18 protein-coding genes and 1 tRNA gene are annotated in these 17939 nt (G+C 61.8%); 10 read left to right on the top strand and 9 right to left on the bottom strand.

Features of this window, described 5'->3' with window-relative positions; all coding sequences use genetic code 11:
• The first annotated feature begins 239 nt into the window (after positions 1–239).
• Both P3C29_RS23255 and P3C29_RS23250 read left to right on the top strand, forming a co-directional pair.
• The gene (locus P3C29_RS23255) at positions 240–992 is read left to right on the top strand and encodes a carbon-nitrogen hydrolase family protein (RefSeq protein ID WP_275965563.1); all 753 of its coding nucleotides are present in this window, start codon (positions 240–242) and stop codon (positions 990–992) included.
• Between the two features lie 13 nt (positions 993–1005).
• On the top strand, positions 1006–1440 hold the full coding sequence (locus P3C29_RS23250) for a GNAT family N-acetyltransferase (protein WP_201123121.1): 435 nt from the start codon (positions 1006–1008) through the stop codon (positions 1438–1440).
• A gap of 64 nt (positions 1441–1504) precedes the next feature.
• On the opposite strand, the gene P3C29_RS23245 is transcribed toward P3C29_RS23250, so the two are convergent.
• Positions 1505–1747, bottom strand: coding sequence for a DNA-binding protein (locus P3C29_RS23245; RefSeq protein WP_275965562.1), 243 nt, complete (start codon positions 1745–1747; stop codon positions 1505–1507).
• 81 nt (positions 1748–1828) lie between these two features.
• Between P3C29_RS23245 and P3C29_RS23240 the strand changes: the two genes are divergently transcribed.
• The 5 genes from P3C29_RS23240 to P3C29_RS23220 all read left to right on the top strand — a co-directional run bounded on the left by P3C29_RS23240 (position 1829) and on the right by P3C29_RS23220 (position 5559).
• Positions 1829–2194, top strand: a complete 366-nt coding sequence (locus P3C29_RS23240; RefSeq protein WP_201123123.1) for a helix-turn-helix transcriptional regulator — start codon at positions 1829–1831, stop codon at positions 2192–2194.
• Positions 2195–2345: 151 nt separating this feature from the next.
• Positions 2346–2987 (top strand): UvrY/SirA/GacA family response regulator transcription factor, encoded by a 642-nt coding sequence (gene uvrY, locus P3C29_RS23235; protein WP_008436066.1) that lies wholly within the window; start codon positions 2346–2348, stop codon positions 2985–2987.
• Positions 2988–3003: 16 nt separating this feature from the next.
• On the top strand, positions 3004–4827 hold the full coding sequence (gene uvrC, locus P3C29_RS23230) for an excinuclease ABC subunit UvrC (protein ID WP_085989921.1): 1824 nt from the start codon (positions 3004–3006) through the stop codon (positions 4825–4827).
• A gap of 32 nt (positions 4828–4859) precedes the next feature.
• Positions 4860–5420 carry a CDP-diacylglycerol--glycerol-3-phosphate 3-phosphatidyltransferase gene (gene pgsA / locus P3C29_RS23225; protein WP_003208929.1) on the top strand — a complete coding sequence of 187 codons (561 nt, stop codon included), beginning with the start codon at positions 4860–4862 and terminating at the stop codon, positions 5418–5420.
• A gap of 63 nt (positions 5421–5483) precedes the next feature.
• Positions 5484–5559, top strand: a tRNA-Gly gene (locus P3C29_RS23220).
• A 67-nt stretch (positions 5560–5626) separates the two neighbouring features.
• Here the strand turns inward: P3C29_RS23220 and P3C29_RS23215 are convergent.
• On the bottom strand, positions 5627–6466 hold the full coding sequence (locus P3C29_RS23215; protein WP_178120991.1) for an EcsC family protein: 840 nt from the start codon (positions 6464–6466) through the stop codon (positions 5627–5629).
• A 164-nt stretch (positions 6467–6630) separates the two neighbouring features.
• Between P3C29_RS23215 and P3C29_RS23210 the strand changes: the two genes are divergently transcribed.
• Both P3C29_RS23210 and P3C29_RS23205 read left to right on the top strand, forming a co-directional pair.
• The gene (locus P3C29_RS23210; protein WP_275965561.1) at positions 6631–7758 is read left to right on the top strand and encodes an alpha/beta hydrolase; all 1128 of its coding nucleotides are present in this window, start codon (positions 6631–6633) and stop codon (positions 7756–7758) included.
• 116 nt (positions 7759–7874) lie between these two features.
• Complete coding sequence (locus P3C29_RS23205; RefSeq protein WP_275965560.1) at positions 7875–8696, top strand: DeoR/GlpR family DNA-binding transcription regulator; 822 nt, start codon at positions 7875–7877, stop codon at positions 8694–8696.
• Here the strand turns inward: P3C29_RS23205 and P3C29_RS23200 are convergent.
• From P3C29_RS23200 to ltnD, 6 genes are all read right to left on the bottom strand, one after another.
• A complete protein-coding gene (locus P3C29_RS23200) occupies positions 8693–9763 on the bottom strand; it encodes an alpha/beta fold hydrolase (RefSeq protein WP_201123127.1) in 1071 nt (356 codons plus the stop codon). The two genes, P3C29_RS23205 and P3C29_RS23200, sit on opposite strands and share 4 nt — an antisense overlap.
• A gap of 70 nt (positions 9764–9833) precedes the next feature.
• Positions 9834–10616 carry a 2-oxo-tetronate isomerase gene (gene otnI / locus P3C29_RS23195; protein ID WP_169387945.1) on the bottom strand — a complete coding sequence of 261 codons (783 nt, stop codon included), beginning with the start codon at positions 10614–10616 and terminating at the stop codon, positions 9834–9836.
• 21 nt (positions 10617–10637) lie between these two features.
• Positions 10638–12098, bottom strand: coding sequence for an SLC13 family permease (locus tag P3C29_RS23190; protein WP_201123131.1), 1461 nt, complete (start codon positions 12096–12098; stop codon positions 10638–10640).
• Positions 12099–12279: 181 nt separating this feature from the next.
• Positions 12280–12918 (bottom strand): aldolase, encoded by a 639-nt coding sequence (locus P3C29_RS23185; RefSeq protein ID WP_275965559.1) that lies wholly within the window; start codon positions 12916–12918, stop codon positions 12280–12282.
• Positions 12915–14207 carry a 3-oxo-tetronate kinase gene (gene otnK, locus P3C29_RS23180; RefSeq protein ID WP_275965558.1) on the bottom strand — a complete coding sequence of 431 codons (1293 nt, stop codon included), beginning with the start codon at positions 14205–14207 and terminating at the stop codon, positions 12915–12917. The genes P3C29_RS23185 and otnK overlap by 4 nt, the downstream gene beginning before the upstream one ends.
• A 10-nt stretch (positions 14208–14217) precedes the next feature.
• The gene (ltnD, locus tag P3C29_RS23175) at positions 14218–15216 is read right to left on the bottom strand and encodes an L-threonate dehydrogenase (protein ID WP_274610272.1); all 999 of its coding nucleotides are present in this window, start codon (positions 15214–15216) and stop codon (positions 14218–14220) included.
• A 122-nt stretch (positions 15217–15338) separates the two neighbouring features.
• On the opposite strand from ltnD, the gene P3C29_RS23170 reads away from it, so the two are divergent.
• Entirely contained in the window at positions 15339–16694 is a 1356-nt protein-coding gene (locus P3C29_RS23170) for a PAS domain-containing methyl-accepting chemotaxis protein (RefSeq protein ID WP_275965557.1), read from the top strand.
• Positions 16695–16799: 105 nt separating this feature from the next.
• Here the strand turns inward: P3C29_RS23170 and P3C29_RS23165 are convergent, their stop codons facing one another.
• Positions 16800–17843 (bottom strand): LLM class flavin-dependent oxidoreductase, encoded by a 1044-nt coding sequence (locus tag P3C29_RS23165; RefSeq protein ID WP_275965556.1) that lies wholly within the window; start codon positions 17841–17843, stop codon positions 16800–16802.
• Between the last annotated feature and the right edge of the window lie 96 nt (positions 17844–17939).

Genomic DNA, 17939 nt, shown 5'->3' with positions numbered 1-17939 from the left:
TGACCAGTGCGCTCAAACCGCTCACACGGGCAGCCACGACCGAGCGCTGGGCGCTGGCAGCAGGGCAAACCTGAGTGTGGGTGAGTTGCAACATGGTGTGTCTCCAAATGATGGGTGGAGCTTAACTGAGGCGAGTGGGCGGATTCAATCAGTAATTTCTATCGAGGCTGGGTACTTACGGCTATGACCCAAGTCTCGATATGCTGCACGGACCTCACGATGATTGCCTGGATGCGACCATGACTGCCTTGACGATTGCTGCTGCCCAAACCGTTTCCATTGCGGGCGACTTGCCCGCCAACATCGCGCATCACTTGGCATTCATGCGCATCGCAGCGGCGCACGGTGTGCAATTGCTGGTGTTTCCGGAGCTGTCCCTGACCGGCTATGAACCGGCGTTGGCCGCCGGGCTGGCGATTGCGCCGCACGATGAAGTGCTGGCGCCGCTGCGGGAGATGGCGCGTGAGCTGCGCATCACCGCCGTGGTGGGCATGCCGATTCGCCAAGGGGCGGCGAATGACGTGTTGATCGGCGCGTTGGTGCTGGGCCCGGACGGCTCGCTGGCGGTGTACACCAAGCAGCATCTGCACCCTGGCGAAGAAGTAGCGTTTACCGCGGGGCACGGCGGTGCGGCGCTTGAATGGGGTGGCGACCGGATCGCCCTGGCGGTATGCGCAGATTTCTCCCACGCCAGCCATCCCCGGCACGCTGCCGAGGCGGGGGCGAATATCTACGCCGCCGGTGTGCTGATCAGCGAAGGCGGCTACGCTGCGGACACAACCTTGCTTCAGGGCTACGCGGCCGAGCACGGGATGGTGGTACTGATGGCCAATCACGGCGGCCCATCCGGTGGCTGGACGTGCGCCGGGCGCAGCGCAATCTGGGGCGCAGATGGCGGTTTGATCGCCGCCAGCCCGGGTGTAGGCGATGCGTTGGTGATCGCACGTCGCAACACCGCCGGCCAGTGGCACGGGGAACAGGTGGTGATTTAGGGAGCGCAGGCCCATGGCGTTTCAACTGCAGGCAGCGACCAGCCAACACCTGGCCTTCGCCCGAACCCTGACCCATCAGGCCATGGGCAACTATTATCGCCAATACGATCTTTCGTGGTCTGATGCCGGGTTTGATACCGCCTGGGCCGGTCGGGAGAATTGGCTGATCTGTCGCGATAACGAGGTGCTGGGTTTTATCAGTGTCAGTCGTGACCCAAAGGCGCTGTATATCCGCGAATTGCACATCCTTGAGGCGTTTCGTCATCAAGGGGCGGGCGGCTGGGTCATCGAGCAGATGGTGTATAAGGCGCGCGCCGAGGGGCTGGGTCTTTTACGGTTGACCGTTTTCAAGACCAACCCGGCGCGCAGGCTCTATCAGCGCAAGGGCCTGGAAATCGTGGGTGCGGAGGATTGCTTCTGGCGCATGGAGCGCGATTGCCGCCCGTGATCAGGTGCGGATTTGTCCGATTTCAGGAAAACAGGCACTTGGTTTTAATAAGCGCATACTGACTTCAGGACGTGACGTCCTGCGCTTGCCTCACGATTTCATCATCACCTGGAATAATGATGCCGTCCTTCATGCCCAACAGGACCGCCACCTTGTGAGCTTCTCCACGCCGTCCCTTTTTGCGCCCAGCGAGCACTTGATAAGTGGTTGCCGGGTCTACGCCATGTTCCCGGGCGAACGCTTGAACAGACTTACCTTGATGTTCCAGCCAGGCCTTGGCTTGTGCAGCAGTGCGAATACCGGGCATAGTTCAAAACCGTTCAAGTTTGTGTAAAACGAGATGAGTGTGTCACCTCTTGGGGTGTGCCAAATAGGATCATACATCCAAATGAGTGGAATCGGTTCCCGGTTAAGGCAAGAAAGAGAGCGACTCGGCCTGTCGCAGAAAAGTTTTGGTGAAATAGGAGGTGTAGAGGCGAACGCACAGGGTAAATATGAAAGTGGCGGTCGCGCGCCCAAGGCAGATTACCTGTCTCGCGTGGCAGAAAAAGGTGTCGATATCCTGTACGTGTTAACCGGCACGCCAACACCAACCCAACTTGAAAACCTCAGCCAGGTTGAAGAGAAAGTGCTGGGCAACTACCGGGCGATGTTCAAGGAAGACCAGGACGCAATCCATCGCTTGACCTCTACGTTGGCCGAGCATTCAGCCTTGAGCAACGGAAAAAACAGGTCTTCGGCCCAGGATTCCTGACCTTTTACCCAGGAAATCAAGCCGCGAGCCGTTCGGCGACGGTCTGTTGTGCATTGAAACTCTATATATATGACGCTTGCAGCTAGGTCTGCGCCTTGGTTTTTTGCTAAGGTGTTCAGCAACCTATAAGACCATATCGCGAGGTGTCTGCTTGATTAGGGTGCTAGTAGTCGATGACCATGATCTCGTTCGTACAGGCATTACACGAATGCTGGCTGACATCGATGGCCTGCAAGTAGTCGGCCAGGCCGAATCAGGGGAGGAATCCCTGATCAAGGCCCGGGAGTTGAAGCCCGACGTGGTTTTGATGGACGTCAAGATGCCCGGGATCGGCGGTCTTGGCGCCACTACGAAGTTGTTGCGCAGCCATCCGGATATCAAAGTCGTGGTAGTCACCGTGTGTGAAGAAGATCCGTTTCCTACACGGCTTCTACAAGCGGGCGCTGCCGGCTATCTGACAAAAGGTGCGGGCCTGGCGGAAATGGTCCAGGCCATTCGCCTGGTGTTTGCCGGTCAACGCTACATCAGTCCGCAGATTGCCCAGCAGTTGGCGATCAAGTCGTTCCAGCCCACCAGCGACTCGCCGTTCGATGCGCTGTCGGAGCGGGAAATCCAGATCGCCTTGATGATTGTCGGCTGCCAAAAAGTCCAGTCGATCTCCGACAAGCTGTGCCTGTCGCCGAAAACCGTGAACACCTACCGTTACCGGATTTTCGAAAAGCTTTCCATCAGCAGTGATGTTGAACTGACCCTGCTGGCGGTACGCCACGGCATGGTTGACGCCAGCGCCTGAAATGACAGCCCCTGAAATAAAATTCCTGTTCGATCCGAGTGCGTTTCTTGCAACCTGCAGTGGCCGCCCCGGCGTGTATCGCATGTTCGACAGCGAAGCGCGCCTGCTCTACGTCGGTAAAGCCAAGAACCTGAAGAGCCGCCTGGCGAGTTACTTCCGCAAGACGGGCCTGGCGCCGAAGACTGCGGCGCTGGTGGCGCGTATCGCCCAGGTCGAAACCACCATCACCGCCAATGAAACCGAGGCGCTGCTGCTTGAGCAGACGCTGATCAAGGAATGGCGGCCGCCCTACAACATCCTGCTGCGTGACGATAAGTCCTACCCGTACGTGTTTCTCTCGGACGGCGACTTTCCGCGCCTGAGCATCCATCGCGGTGCCAAGAAGCAGAAGGGCAAATATTTCGGGCCTTACCCCAGCGCCGGCGCCATCCGCGAGAGCCTGAGCCTGCTGCAAAAGGCGTTTTTCGTGCGCCAGTGCGAAGACAGTTTCTACAAGAACCGCAACCGCCCGTGCCTGCAATACCAGATCAAACGCTGCAAGGCGCCGTGCGTGGGCCTGGTTGAGCCGGCGGAATACGCCGAGGACGTGCGTCACTCGGTGATGTTCCTTGAAGGTCGCAGCAATGCCCTGGCCGATGAATTGTCCGGCGCCATGGAGCAAGCGGCCAGCACCCTGGATTTCGAGCGCGCCGCAGAACTGCGTGACCAGATTTCCCTGCTGCGCCGCGTCCAGGACCAGCAGAGCATGGAAGGCGGCACCGGCGACGTCGATGTCATCGCGGCCTTCGTCAACCCAGGCGGCGCCTGTGTGCACCTGATCAGCGTGCGGGGCGGGCGGGTGCTGGGCAGCAAGAACTTCTTCCCCCAGACCGGTATAGAAGAGGAGGTCGCCGAAGTCATGGCGGCGTTCCTGGGCCAGTACTACGTCAGCAGCCCCGAGCGCGACCTGCCGAGCGAGTTGATCGTCAACGTGGTGCACGAGGACTTCCCCGCGCTGATCGAGGCGATTCACGAACTGCGAGGCCGCGAGCTGGACATCAGCCACCGCGTGCGCGGCACCCGTGCCCGCTGGCAGCAGCTGGCAGTGACCAACGCCGAACAGGCCCTGGGCGCACGCCTGGCCAACCGCCAGCACGTCGCTGCACGGTTTGATGCCTTGGCCGAAGTGCTCAAGCTCGACGAACCGCCCCAGCGCCTGGAGTGCTACGACATCAGCCACTCCAGCGGCGAGGCCACCGTGGCCTCCTGCGTGGTGTTCGGGCCGGAAGGGCCGATCAAGTCCGATTACCGCCGTTACAACATCGAAGGCGTCACCCCGGGCGATGACTACGCTGCGATGCACCAGGCCCTGACCCGCCGCTTCAGCAAACTGAAGGACGGCGAGGGCAAGCTGCCGGACATTCTGCTGGTGGACGGCGGCAAGGGTCAGCTGTCCATGGCCCGCGACGTGCTCAACGAACTGGCCGTCCCCGACCTGATCCTGCTCGGCGTGGCCAAGGGTGCGACCCGCAAGGCCGGTTTCGAAACCTTGTACTTGAATGATGCGGCGCATGAGTTCACCTTGAAGGGCGACTCTCCGGCACTGCACCTGATCCAGCAGATCCGCGACGAAGCCCACCGTTTCGCCATCACCGGCCACCGTGCCCGGCGTGGCAAAACCCGGCGCACCTCAACCCTGGAAGGGGTGGCAGGGGTCGGGCCGACACGGCGGCGTGACCTGTTAAAACATTTTGGTGGCTTGCAGGAGCTGTCCCGTGCCAGCATCGAAGAAATAGCCAAAGCTCCCGGTATCAGTAAAAAGCTCGCAGAGTTGATTTATGCAAATCTGCACAGCGAGTAGAATGCCTTCTCACCTCGTAGCCAGTTGTGCCGATGAATATCCCTAATCTGATCACCGTACTACGCGTCCTGCTCATTCCGATTTTCATTTTGCTGTTTTACCTGCCGTACGAATGGAGCTACATGGCATCCAGTTCGGTCTTCGCCTTCGCGGCTGCCACCGACTGGCTGGACGGCTACCTGGCCCGCCGCCTGGAACAGAGCACGCCGTTTGGCGCGTTCCTCGACCCGGTGGCCGACAAACTGATGGTAGCGGTAGCCCTGGTGCTGCTGGTGCAGGAACACGGCAACCTCTGGCTGACCTTGCCGGCGGCCGTGATCATCGGTCGTGAGATCGTCGTTTCGGCCCTGCGGGAATGGATGGCCGAAATCGGCGCCCGTGCCCATGTGGCCGTGTCCAACATGGGCAAATGGAAAACCGCGGCGCAGATGCTCGCCCTGGTGATCCTGCTGGCCAACCCGTCGGACTTCTCCTTCTGGGTACTGCTGGGCTACGCCTTGCTGCTGATTGCCGCAGGCCTGACCTTGTGGTCCATGCTGCAATATTTGCGCGCCGCCTGGCCGCATCTGCGCACCGAGGTTGAAAAGAAATAAAACTTTTTTGAATCAAGGGGTTGACGGGTGATGAGGATTCTATAGAATGCGCATCACCAAGACGCGGGAATAGCTCAGTTGGTAGAGCACGACCTTGCCAAGGTCGGGGTCGCGAGTTCGAGTCTCGTTTCCCGCTCCAAATATTAAAAAGCGCCACTCATTGAGTGGCGCTTTTTTTTGCCTTTTTTATTCCAGTGGCCCGGTCTCTAGCTGACCCGAGGCACCGCCTTGATGGCCATGTACGCTTCCTTGATCTGCTCAAAACCATATTTCTCTTCAAGCCGTTTGACGATGAAGTGCCCCCGCGCCATGTCCTGATAGAAATGGGTGAACAGGGCATTGATCGTCGCCCCGGTAAAGGCGCCCATCACGGGAACGGCCTGCGCCGCGAACTTGCTGGAGATGGTAAAGCCGAAACGTGTCGCGACTTTGTCGATCAGGATCGCCAGCCATTTTCCGGCTTGCCCAGGCGACAGGCTGCCGATGGCCTTTGAGCCCTGCTTGGCGGCGATCCCCGCGAGTTCCTTCGACAGCTGTTGCATGGCCTGGGTGGTGAAACTGCGGGTGATGTAGTAGCCCGTCTCGGTGGCATCGTCGGCCTGGCTGGCGCCGCCCATGGCAAACACTTCGATGCACGCCTGCTTGGTGGCAAAGTCTGCCAGGTCAAATCCCTCGCTGCGCGCTACGTCGGCCACCGAGCGCATCATGATGGTGGTGGAGATCGGCAGCTCGATAAACAACGCCGCAACACCGAAGGCTCCGCCAATGGCGCCCGAGGTTGCCGCATAAACCTTGTGCCAGCGGGTCGAGGCGGACTTTTTCGGGTTGTTCTCCAGGCTCCACAGCGCTGCATCAGCGGAGGATTGCAGTGCCGCTGCCACAGCGCCGTTGATCCTTTTTGAAACCACGGCGGGCAATGCCTTTACCGCACTTTCGATGGGGGAGCCGATCATGCCGGACAGCCTGGCCGTCAGGGAGGGGGACTCCAGCAAGCCGACGGCCCGCTTGAGATCCTGGTAGTCCTCGGGGTGGTCTTTGATGCTCACGGGCGTCTCCTTGAAGTTTTTCTGGCTCTCATAAAAACAAAGACCCGCGAGGAGGGCCATCGTGCCGTCACGCTTTACCCATTCTTTACCTGAGCGAGTGCTTTCTTCGCCAGCGGCTCGGTTAGGCTGCCAGTCATCTTGATCTGAACGACGGTGTGCATCGAATGAACCTTCAACCTCGGTACTGGCTGGCTGTGGGCGCCCTGGTGGGTAGCCTGGGATTGATCGCGGGTTGCGCGGGCGACCCGCCAAACCCGCGAGCCGCATTCAGCGAGCGGGTCAATAAAGAGCTGAGCACCGCGTATCAACCGTCCCGCTACGAAACCGCCGGCTGGGGCGCAACCTGGCAGTTCGACCAGCAAGCGGTGGAGGTTGCGTGGCTGGCGCCGGTGACCCATGAGCGCTTGCCGCTGATTATTTACTTGCCCGGTTTGGGTGAGTCGGCCTCGGGCGGGGTGGCGTGGCGCAAGGCGTGGGCGCAGGCCGGCTATGGGGTGCTGTCGGTTCAGGGGCACGCCCATGACCCGTCGGTGTTCGCCTCGCAGCAGGCGTTGTATGGCGATTTTCGCGGGATGGCGAGCGGTCATTACTCCGCCGCCTCCTTGCGGGACAGGCTGTCTACGTTGCAGAAAGTCCTGGCCGAGGTTCGGGCGCGGGCCGCCAAAGGTGACCCGCAGCTGGCTGCCATCGACTGGAACCAGGTGGTGGTGGCCGGCTTTGATTTAGGCACACAGACCGCAGAAGCACTCGCCGGCGCGCTGGAGCCTGGCGCTGCGTCGGGCGTCGCGATTCAGCCCAGGGCGCTGTTGCTGCTCAGCCCTTATGTGGACGCCGATGCCCGGCCAGACCGGTTCGCCCGGATATCGGCGCCGGTGCTGTCGATGACCGGGCAGCAGGATGAAGATCCGTTCAACTGGGTCAGTTCTTATCGTCAGCGAGAAGTGTTGGGCGAGTCGGTGACGGCGGCCGGCAGTGTCCAGTTGGAGTTGAACAGTGCGACCCACAAGACCTTGTCGGGTAGCGAACTGTTCAGCCGACCGGCAAAAAAGGCTGACAAGGGCGCTGATGCCTCCGGTGATGCCCCCAAAGGCCGAGGGCACAAGCATGGTTTCAGGCCCGGTGGCGGTAGCCCGATGGCAGGCGAGCCGGCGCCAGACCCCAAGCAAGTGGCTGCGATCCAGGCCATTGGCGTGGCGTTTCTGGACAGCCGCATCAAACACAATCCCGCGGCCACTGAGTGGTTGCACAACGGCGCGCCAGGCTGGCTGGGTGAGGCGGGGCGGTTGAAGTAGCGCAGGTCATGCGTCTTGCGGCGACTGCTTTTTCTGCCAGGCTCGCGCGGGCTGCAGTGGATTCGCTACTATGTGGTTCACCCGAACCCCACCCGCCGTATCCGTTGGAGCCTTGAATGCCAAGCCAGAAGGACATCACCGCCGAGAGCGGCGCACCGATGATTCCTGATCAGCGCCGTGAGCTGATACTGCGTCAGTTACGCAAGCATCAAGTGATGAGTGTTCATCAGTTGATGGAGATGTTCGACTGCTCGCACATGACGGTGCGGCGCGATATTGCGTTGCTGGAACAGGAAGGCCGGGCGTATTCGGTCACCGGCGGGGTGCGCATTGCCAGTCAGCTTCACAGCGAGCCGAGCCATCAGCTCAAGGCCGTGGTCGAGTTGCCGCAAAAGCAAGCCATGGCCAGGCTTGCCGCGCGTTTGCTGAGTGCGGACATGACGGTTTACCTGGACGCCGGCACCAGCACGCTGGAGATCGTGCCTTACATCAAGGCACTCGCCGGCATGACGGTGGTGACCAACGACTTCGGCGTGGTGCAGGCGCTGATGGACGCCCCGCAAGTCACGGTGATTCACACGGGTGGGCAGTTGGATCACTCCAACCATTCGTGTGTCGGCGGGCTGGCGGTGGCCACCCTGCGCCAGGTGGTCACCGACATCGCCTTCATCTCCACCAGCTCCTGGGACTTGCGGCGTGGAATCACCACCCCTTCGGCGCTGAAGGTGGAGGTCAAGCAGGTTGCCATGCAGTCGGCGTCGCAAGTGGTGCTGGTGGCCAGCAGTTCCAAGTACGGCACCTTCAGCATGTACAAGATCGCCGGGCTTGAGCAGTTCGATATCGTCATCAGTGATGCAGCGTTGGCGCCCGCCGCGGCAGACGGCATCCGCAAGCAAGGGGTCGAACTGATGTTGCCGTCCGACCCCGAGCAGGCCTAGCGCGCTTTTTCGGTCTGCTGCATGAACTGCCCCAACGCGTTCGCATAGAATTTCGCCATGCCGGTGGTGCCGTGGCCGCGGGTTTCGGCGCTGGCCGGAATCAGCAGCAACCGAGCATCCTTGAGTTCCCGCAGCGAGGCTTCCAGGCGACCGGTTTCCGGTGGGTTGCGTTCGTCGTCCGCCGAGTTGATGACCAGCACCGGAGCCTGGATTTTGCCCAGGCCTGGCGTTGCGTCGTAGTCGGCCGATGATTGCCACTGGTAGATAAAGTCATTGGCGTCGCCGGTTTGCGGCGCGTTGAGGCGCTCATCCACCAACTTGTCGGCCAGGGCCCGGGTAGGCGCCGCCGCCTGATAGGCCAGGGTGCCACCGCTGGTGCCGACACTGAACAGTGCATTCGCCAGGCGCAAGGACGGTGGTTGCACGCTGTAGTTGCCGTTGTTCCAGGCCGGGTCCTGTTTGATCGACTCCACCAGCAGCCGGCGCATCATCCAGTTGCGTGACGACATCTCGGTGGGTTGTGAGGCCATAGGCACCAGGGCGTCCATCATCTGTGGCCAGGTCTGCCCCCACATCCAGGTCTGCATGCCGCCCATGGAGTTGCCGATGATCAGCCGCAGGTGCTTGACCCCCAGGCCCTCGGTGACCAGCCGGTACTGGGCCTGGACCATGTCCGTGTAGTTGTATTCGGGGAATTTGGCGCGCAGGCCGTCCGAGGGTTTGCTCGATTGGCCGACACCAATCCCGTCGGTGGAAATGATGTAGTACTTGCTGGCGTCCAGCGGCTGCCCGGGGCCGAACAGTTCGCCACCGAAATCCTTGCTCAACACATCACTGCCGGGCCGATAGGTGCCGTGCAGGTAGAGGATGGCCGGGTGCTTCGGGTTGCCAAGGGTGATGTAGTGCAGTTTCAGGTTGGCGAGCTTTTCACCGGTATGGAAGGTGAACTCGGGGGCTACCCAGTCACCTTCGGTCGCGGCCGGCAACGGCGCGGCGCTCACAGTGGAACCGGTAACGATCAGCGAAAACAGCAGCCCGATAGCGGGCCGGGAAGCGAAGCGCTGCATGGGAAGTGTCCTGTTGTTTTTGTTCTGGGAGCCCCTGCGCGAGCGGCGCGCAGGGGAGGGTCGCATTGGCTTAACGTGCCTTCCAGTCCCGCAGCCATTGCAGGCCGGCCGAGGTGTCGCCGCGCGGTCGGTATTCGCAGCCTATCCAGCCGTCATACCCCAGTTCGTCGATCAGCTCGAACAGGTAAGGGTAATTCAGCTCCCCAAGGTTCGGCTCATGCCGGTCAGGCACGCCGGCAATCTGGATATGGCCGATGCCGCCCATGTCGCGGCGCAGCTTGACGGCCAGGTCGCCCTCGACGATCTGGCAGTGATAGCAGTCGAACTGCACTTTCAGGTTGCTGGCGCCGACTTCCTTGCAGATGGCCTGTGCCTGGTCCTGGCGGTTGAGGAAAAACCCCGGCATGTCCCGGGTGTTGATCGGTTCCAGCAGTACCGTGATACCGGCCTGCTGCGCCTGGGCGGCAGCGTAGGCGAGGTTCTCCAGGTACACGCCATGGTGACGCGCACGGTCGCTTTCCGACGGCAGCAAACCGGCCATCACGTGGACGCGGGTATTGCCCAGCACGGCCGCGTATTCCAGCGCCCGGTCGAAGCCGGCGCGAAACTCGTCCTCGCGACCCGGCAAGGTCACGATGCCGCGCTCGCCCGCCGCCCAGTCACCGGGCGGCGCGTTGAACAGGGCTTGTACCAGGCCGTTGTCGGTCAGGCGTTGTTGCAGTTCCTGTGGGCTGTATTCATAGGGAAAGAGGTATTCCACCGCTTCAAAACCATCGGCCGCGGCCGCGGCGAAGCGCTCCAGAAACGGATGTTCGGGGTAGAGCATGCTCAGGTTGGCAGCAAAGCGAGGCATGTGAACTCCTGGTAAAAGCGATCAGACAAAAGGCCAGATCAACAGGGTGATAAGGAAGCCCAGGGTGCCCAGGAGGGTGGTGATCACCGTCCAGGTGCGCAGGCCGTCAGCCACGTTGAGCCCGGCCAGTTTAGTAAAAATCCAATAACCGGCGTCGTTGATGTGCGACATCGCCAGCCCGCCACCGCCCATGGCCAGGCACAGCAGCGCCATATGGTTGGGCGTGAGGTTGAGCGTGGCGATCAACGGGCTGATGATACCCGCAGTCGTCACCAGCGCCACGGTGGTCGAACCCTGCACCGCGCGCAGCAGCATGGTCAGCAAAAAGCCCAGCGCCAGCACCGGCAGCCCGGTGGTGCGCAGCAGGTCGGAGACCACTGCACCAATCCCGGTGTCCACCAGCACCTTGCCGAACACACCGCCGGCGCCCGCGATCAGGATCACCATGGCCACGCCGGGCAATGCCGAGCCGATCACATCGGACACCTGGGTACGGCTCCAGCCGCGACGGGAGCCGAGTAACCAGGCACACAGCAAGGTGTCGAGCAGAAGCGCCACCAGCGGTGCGCCGAGCACGGTCATGATCGCCCGCAGGGTCGATTCGATGGGCAGCAATGACGTCGCCAGCGTGCCCAGCAGAATCAGAATGATGGGCAACAGGATCAGGCTGACGATCAGCCCGAAACCCGGCGCCGGGGCGGGTGGCAGCTTGGCCACGATGCTGCTGGTGGATTCTTCCAGGCCCATGTGTGCGACGGCGCCGGCAGCCTGTTCGACGTTCCGGGCATTGCCTTCGTGCCAGGCGCGCAGGTCATCGTTGGTCACGTGCGGCCCGTACACTTCTGCACGGATATCATCGGACATCGGGTAGAAACGCCGCGTCATGCGCCCCGCCACGCAGTAGCCGACGTAGCACAGGAATGCCGTGAGCGGCAGCCCGAACATCAGTACCCGGCCGAGGTCGGCGCCCAATTGGCTGGCGGCCGCCACGGCACCCGGATGGGGTGGCAGGAACGCATGCACCGTGAGCAATGCCGCGCACATCGGCAAGGCAAACATCAGCAGCGGTTTGCGCGCGCGGCGGGCGACACCGTACGCCAGCGGCATCAGGATGATCACCCCCACTTCGAAGAACACCGGCACGCCGATGATGAAGCCGGCAATGGTCAGCGCCAGCGGTGTGCGCCGGTTGCCGAAGCGTTCGATCAGGGTTTTCGCCAGCGCCTCGGCGCCGCCGGACAGCTCGATGATGCGCCCGATCATGGCGCCCAGGGCGATGATGATTGCGATGTGGCCGAGGGTCTTGCCCATCCCGCCTTCGATGGTGGCGACCAGGTCGGCCGGTTTCACCCCGGCGACCAGAGCCACCAGGATGCTCACCAGCATCAACGCCACAAACGGCTGGAACTTGTATTTGAGGACCAGGAACAGCAGGAGCGCGATCCCGAGACCGGCGGTTGCCATCAGAATAAGCGGGCTCATCGCATCCACCCGTCGCGTCGAACGTGTGAAGGGTGAGTGACACGGTAAGCGTCAACACTGCAGTAGGGCTGGGTCATGCTGGAATGTCCTGTTGTTTTTATTGTTCAGGCACGTTGTCGCGACAGCGTGGCAACCTTGTCGCGAAGGCGTGCATCAAGGGGTTGCGGGTAAATCCCGGCGCCTACCACTGGGCGCCGAACGTCTCCCGCAGTTCGTCCAGTGCGGCCTGGTCCAGTGGCGCCGGTCGCGGGTTGCTCATCAGCCAGAGTCGTGCGGTTTCTTCGAGTTCTTCCAGGGCATAGCTGGCCCTGGACACGGAGCTTTCCCAGACCACCGGGCCCAGTCGCTCGAGCATCACGCCGCGCACACGGTTGGCCAGTTGGGCCACCTGTTCGGCGACATTGGGTGCGCCGGGGCGCTGATAGTTGATCAGCGGGATATGGCCGACTTTCATCACTTGATACGGCGTGAGCGGCGGCAGGATGTCGTCCTGGCTCCACACGCCGGCCAGCGTCAGGGCCACCAGGTGCGTGGAATGGGTATGCACCACGCCACCGACCCCGGGGTTGCGGTCGTAGACCTGGCGATGCAGGGCCAGGGTCTTCGACGGCTTGTCCCCCGAGACCCATTTGCCCGCCAGGTCGACCTTGGCAATGGTCGTTGGGTCCAGGCGCCCCAGGCAGGCGTCGGTGGGGGTGATCAACCAGCCGTCATCGAGCCGGGCGCTGATATTGCCGGCGCTGCCCACGGTAAACCCGCGCTGGTAGAGGCTGTGCCCGACCGTGCAAATCTCCTCGCGCAGAGCGTTTTCGCGACTCATTGCGCACCTCCGGCCAATTGCTTCAGCGCCTTGTCGAAAAAGTCCCGGCCGCCGAAGTTGCCGGACTTGAGGGCCAGCGCCAGCGGCTCGGCAGTGTTGCTCACCGTGGCCGGCACGCCGGGGTCGATCTGTGCGCCAATCTGCAACAGGTGCACGCCGAGGGCTTTCACCACGGCGCCGGAGGTTTCACCGCCGGCCACCACAAAGCGCCGCACACCGCTGTCGCGCAGGGCTTGGGCGATGGCGCCCAGAGCGTTCTCCACCAGCTCGCCGGCACGCTCGACGCCCAGTTGCTGCTGGACCGCCTTGACCTCGTCCGGTGTACTGGTGGCGTAGATCAATACGGTGTGTGGCTGGTGGCGTGCAAAGGCCACGGCGTTTGCCACCACTGGCTCACCGGCTGCCAGGGCCAGTGGATCGATGCGCAGCGCCGGCCGCCCGGCTTCGATCCAGGCCGCTACCTGACCGTTGGTGGCGATCGACGCACTGCCAGCCAGTACCACTTCGCCGCCTTCCACCGTTGGCAGCGAGGCCGGGTCGAAGTCGCGCAGCTTGCCGGCACGGCGGAAGTTTTCCGGAAGCCCCAGGGCCAGGCCCGAGCCGCCGGTCAGTAGCGGCAAGTCGGCGCAGGCAGCGCCGAGGGTATAAAGGTCCTGGTCGGACAGGGCATCGGCAACCGCCATGCCGACACCCTGGGCGCGCAGCTCGGCGATCTTCTCGCGCACCTGCGCAACGCCCTGGGCGATGCTGTCGTAGCGCAGCAGGCCGACGGTGCGTGAGGTTTGCGATTGCAGCACGCGCACCAGGTTGGCATCGGTCATCGGGGTCAGCGGATGGTGCTGCATGCCCGACTCATTGAGTAATTGGTCGTGTACGAACAGGTGGCCTCGGAAGATCGTCCGGCCGTTTTCCGGAAACGCCGGGCAGGCGAGGGTGAAATCACCGCCCAGCGCCTTTAGCAGGGCTTCGCTGACCTGGCCGATATTGCCGGCGGAGGTTGAGTCGAACGTGGAGCAGTACTTGAAGAAAATCTGCTCGCAACCCTGTGCGCGCAACCATTCCAGGGCTGCCAATGAGTCGACGACGGCCTCTGCAACGGGCAGGGTGCGGGATTTCAGGGCAATGACGATGGCATCGGCGTCCAGCCCGGCCGCGACTTCGTCGCTCGGGATGCCAATGCTCTGCACGGTACGCATTCCGCCGCGCACCAGCATGTTGGCGAGGTCGGTGGCCCCGGTGAAATCGTCGGCGATGCAGCCCAGCAAAGGGCGTGCGGCAGGTCGGTTCATGAAGCGGTCCTTATACGGAGTCAGGCTTGGCAACCGGCAGTTCGATGCCCGGGAAAATCTTGATGACGGCTGAATCGTCCTCGCGCCCGAACCCCGCGCTGGAGGCCTGCATGAACATCTGGTGAGCGGTGGCCGACAATGGCAGCGGAAACTTGCTGGCGCGTGCGGTATCCAGCACCAGGCCCAGGTCCTTGACGAAAATATCCACGGCGGACAACGGCGTGTAATCGGCCTTGAGAATGTGCGGCACGCGGTTCTCGAACATCCAGGAATTGCCGGCGCTGTGGGTGATCACCTCATACAAGGCGTCGGCGTCGACCCCTTCGCGCAGCCCCAGCGCCATCGCTTCGGCGGAGGCCGCAATGTGCACGCCCGCCAGCAACTGGTTGATGATCTTGACCTTGGAGCCCAGGCCATGCACGTCGCCCAGGCGATAGACCTTGCCGGCCATGCCCGCGAGTACGTCGTCAGCCTTGGCATAGGCCTCGGTCGGGCCGGACGTCATCATGGTCATTTCGCCGGCGGCGGCCTTGGCGGCACCCCCGGAGATAGGGGCGTCGAGGTACAGCAACCCGGCATCGGCCAGGCGCTTGCCCAGCTCCACGGCGTAGGTCGGTGCCACCGTGGCGCAGCCAATCACCAGGCTTCCCGGGCGCAATGCAGCGGCAGCGGAGTGCTCGCCAAACAACACGGTCTCGGTCTGTTCGGCATTCACCACCACGGTGATGATCACATCGCATTCACCTGCCATATGGGCGGGTGAACTGCAGGCCACGCCGCCCTCGCTGGCGAACTGTTGGGTGACGGCTTCGCGCACGTCACAGGCATGCACATTGAAGCCGTTGCGCAGCAACGAGCGGGCAATGCCCAGGCCCATCGCGCCCAGTCCGATAACGCCTACGTTTTTATTATTCATGGGGGTTCCTGTTCTGTGGTCAGGGTGTGTTGCGTGTAGGCCTGATAATCCACCAGTGATCAGATTATGTGAAGTTATTTTTTCAAATAACATATTTTAACATCGGTGGCGCAGTCGTTAAATTGACGTCAAATGAAAAGTCAGCGGGCTGTGTTTAGTTCCGTGCCTGACAGCCGATAGCGCCTTTAGAGTCCACTGCTCTGAAGGGGTACGTCATGTTCAATAAAACGTTAAAAACGGAACTGGCGGCCAGGACGGCCGATGTTGCAGGGTACAAAGGATTGATGGCTGCACTTGAGCGCTCCATGGCCGTGGTCGAGTTCGACTTGAACGGCAAGGTGCTTCGCGCCAACGAAAATTTCTTGCAGGCGTTGGGATATCGCGCGGATGAATGGAGCGCAAAGTCACACCGGGACTTTTGTTTGCCAGCGTTGACGAACAGCGCGGCGTACAGCCAGTTCTGGGCGGAGCTTCGGGCCGGCAAGTTCGTCTCCGGCACGTTTCAGCGGGTCAACAAAGAGGGGCAGACGGTCTGGCTGGAAGCCAGTTACAACCCGGTGCTGGATGAGCGTGGCCAGGTGTTGAAGATCGTCAAGTACGCGCTTGTCGTCACCGACAAAGTGGCGCAGGAGGCCGCTACCCGCAGCAAGCTCGTGGCGCTGGACCGGGCCATGGCGGTGATCGAGTTCGACCTGAGCGGCAATGTATTGGTCGCCAACGAAAACTTTCTGAATGTCATGGGTTATGGGATGGCGGAACTTCAGGGCAAGCATCACCGCCTGTTTTGCGAACCCGGCCTTGTTAACAGCAGTGAGTACTCGGACTTCTGGCGTCGCCTCAATGCGGGTGAGTTTTTCAGCGGGCAATTCAAGCGCCTCGGCAAGCACGGCCGCGTCGTGTGGCTGGAGGCAAGCTATAACCCGGTCTATGACGCCGACGGCCAGTTAACCAAGGTCGTCAAGTTCGCCAGCGATATCACCGAGCGGGTCGAGAAATTCGAGGCCGATTCCCGCGGAGCCTCTCGGGCTTACCATATCTCTGCCGAGACTGAGAAGTTTGCCGAGCAGGGCACTCAGGTCATTCAAGAGACGGCCAGCGAGATGCGCCGAATTGCCGACAATATCGGTGCGTCTGCGCGGTTGGTGGAGCAACTGGGCGATCGCTCCGAGCAGATTACGGCGATCGTCAACACCATTCGCGGGATCGCCGACCAGACCAACCTGCTGGCACTCAACGCGGCCATCGAGGCCGCCCGCGCGGGGGATCAAGGGCGCGGGTTTGCAGTCGTTGCCGACGAGGTCAGGCAACTGGCGGGGCGCACCAGTCGTTCGACGGCGGAAATTTCCGAGATGATCAGCAAGATACTCGCCGAGACACGCGACGCCGTCGTCAGCATGAATGCCACCCAGGAAGGCGCGCAGCGCGGCGTTACCCTGGCCGATCAAGCCGGCTCGGTGATTTTGCAGATTCGCAATGGCACCAGCGATGCGGTCGAGGCGGTGAGCATGTTTGCTTCCAAGCTGGATGAGTCCGAGGTGATCCCAAAGACTGCGATCAGTTGGGTGGGGTAGCGCTTCGAGCCGGGCCTGGGTCTTGACGTTGAACAGGGTATGAAAAACGCCACTCATTGAGTGGCGTTTTTTTTGCCGGCGCGGTGTGCGGCTCAGGGATTACCCTCAGCGAAATGCTGGCACCACGTGCTTGATAAACAGCTCAAGGGATTTTTTCTTCTCCGCGTGGGGCAGGCTGTTGTCACACCAGAAGCTGAACTCGTCGACCCCCAGGGACTGGTAATACTGGATGCGCGGGATGATCTCTTCCGGCGTGCCAATCATTGCGGTCTTGTGCAGGCTCTCCAGTTCAAACTCCGGGCGGCCGGCGAATTTTTCTTCCGGGCTCGGGTCGAGGAAGCCGTTGACCGGTACGGTCTTGTTGCCGAACCAGGCATCGAAGGTGCGATAAAACCGGGCGATGGCCTTGGCCCCGACTTTCCAGCCTTCAGGGTCGTCCACGGCGTGCACGTGGGTGTGGCGCAGCACCATCAGTTGCGGGCGCGGCACATCCGGGTTGTTGTCCAGCGCGGCCTGGAACTTGTTCTTCAGGTCTAGGACTTCTTCGTCGCCCTTCATCAAGGGGGTGACCATCACGTTGCAGCCGTTGGCCACTGCAAAGTTGTGAGAGTCAGGGTCGCGAGCGGCAATCCACATCGGCGGGTTGGGCTGCTGGATGGGCTTGGGCACGCTGGTGGAGGTGGGGAATTTCCAGATGTCACCTTCGTGGGCGTAGTCACCTTTCCACAAGGCACGCACCACCGGGACCATCTCGCGCAGGGCCTGGCCGCCGCTGGAGGCGGGCATGCCGCCGGCCATGCGGTCGAACTCGACCTGGTAGGCACCACGGGCCAGGCCGACTTCCATGCGTCCGTTGCTGATCACATCGAGCAGCGCGCATTCGCCGGCCACCCGCAGCGGGTGCCAGAACGGCGCGATGATAGTGCCCGCGCCCAGGTGAATGGTGCTGGTCTTGGCTGCGAGGTAAGCCAGCAGCGGCATCGGGCTGGGCGAGATGGTGTATTCCATGGCGTGGTGTTCGCCAATCCAGACGGTGCTGAAACCACCGGCTTCGGCCATCAGGGTCAGTTCGGTCAAGTCTTCGAACAACTGGCGATGGCTGACACTTTCATCCCAGCGTTCCATGTGCACGAACAGGGAAAATTTCATGACGCTTACCTCGGATCTATTGTGATCGGCCTGTCGACTGCGGGCCCTTAAGTGCTCTCGCCAATGTGAAGCTTGCCAGTGATGACGGCTGTTCGG

The sequence above is a fragment of the Pseudomonas sp. 1912-s genome (assembly GCF_029269205.1).
Classification (GTDB): domain Bacteria; phylum Pseudomonadota; class Gammaproteobacteria; order Pseudomonadales; family Pseudomonadaceae; genus Aquipseudomonas.
This window is presented reverse-complemented; position numbering and strand designations above follow the sequence as displayed.

Bases quoted from the DNA above. Each gene is read 5' to 3' on its own strand.
- P3C29_RS23165 (WP_275965556.1), bottom strand. From the start codon at position 17,843: ATGAAATTTTCCCTGTTCGTGCACATGGAACGCTGGGATGAAAGTGTC.
- ltnD (WP_274610272.1), bottom strand. From the start codon at position 15,216: ATGTTATTTGAAAAAATAACTTCACATAATCTGATCACTGGTGGATTA.
- P3C29_RS23200 (WP_201123127.1), bottom strand. From the start codon at position 9,763: ATGCAGCGCTTCGCTTCCCGGCCCGCTATCGGGCTGCTGTTTTCGCTG.
- P3C29_RS23170 (WP_275965557.1), top strand. From the start codon at position 15,339: ATGTTCAATAAAACGTTAAAAACGGAACTGGCGGCCAGGACGGCCGAT.
- P3C29_RS23190 (WP_201123131.1), bottom strand. From the start codon at position 12,098: ATGAGCCCGCTTATTCTGATGGCAACCGCCGGTCTCGGGATCGCGCTC.
- P3C29_RS23185 (WP_275965559.1), bottom strand. From the start codon at position 12,918: ATGAGTCGCGAAAACGCTCTGCGCGAGGAGATTTGCACGGTCGGGCAC.
- otnI (WP_169387945.1), bottom strand. From the start codon at position 10,616: ATGCCTCGCTTTGCTGCCAACCTGAGCATGCTCTACCCCGAACATCCG.
- otnK (WP_275965558.1), bottom strand. From the start codon at position 14,207: ATGAACCGACCTGCCGCACGCCCTTTGCTGGGCTGCATCGCCGACGAT.
- P3C29_RS23245 (WP_275965562.1), bottom strand. From the start codon at position 1,747: ATGCCCGGTATTCGCACTGCTGCACAAGCCAAGGCCTGGCTGGAACAT.
- P3C29_RS23255 (WP_275965563.1), top strand. From the start codon at position 240: ATGACTGCCTTGACGATTGCTGCTGCCCAAACCGTTTCCATTGCGGGC.
- P3C29_RS23205 (WP_275965560.1), top strand. From the start codon at position 7,875: ATGCCAAGCCAGAAGGACATCACCGCCGAGAGCGGCGCACCGATGATT.
- P3C29_RS23250 (WP_201123121.1), top strand. From the start codon at position 1,006: ATGGCGTTTCAACTGCAGGCAGCGACCAGCCAACACCTGGCCTTCGCC.
- P3C29_RS23210 (WP_275965561.1), top strand. From the start codon at position 6,631: ATGAACCTTCAACCTCGGTACTGGCTGGCTGTGGGCGCCCTGGTGGGT.
- P3C29_RS23240 (WP_201123123.1), top strand. From the start codon at position 1,829: ATGAGTGGAATCGGTTCCCGGTTAAGGCAAGAAAGAGAGCGACTCGGC.
- pgsA (WP_003208929.1), top strand. From the start codon at position 4,860: ATGAATATCCCTAATCTGATCACCGTACTACGCGTCCTGCTCATTCCG.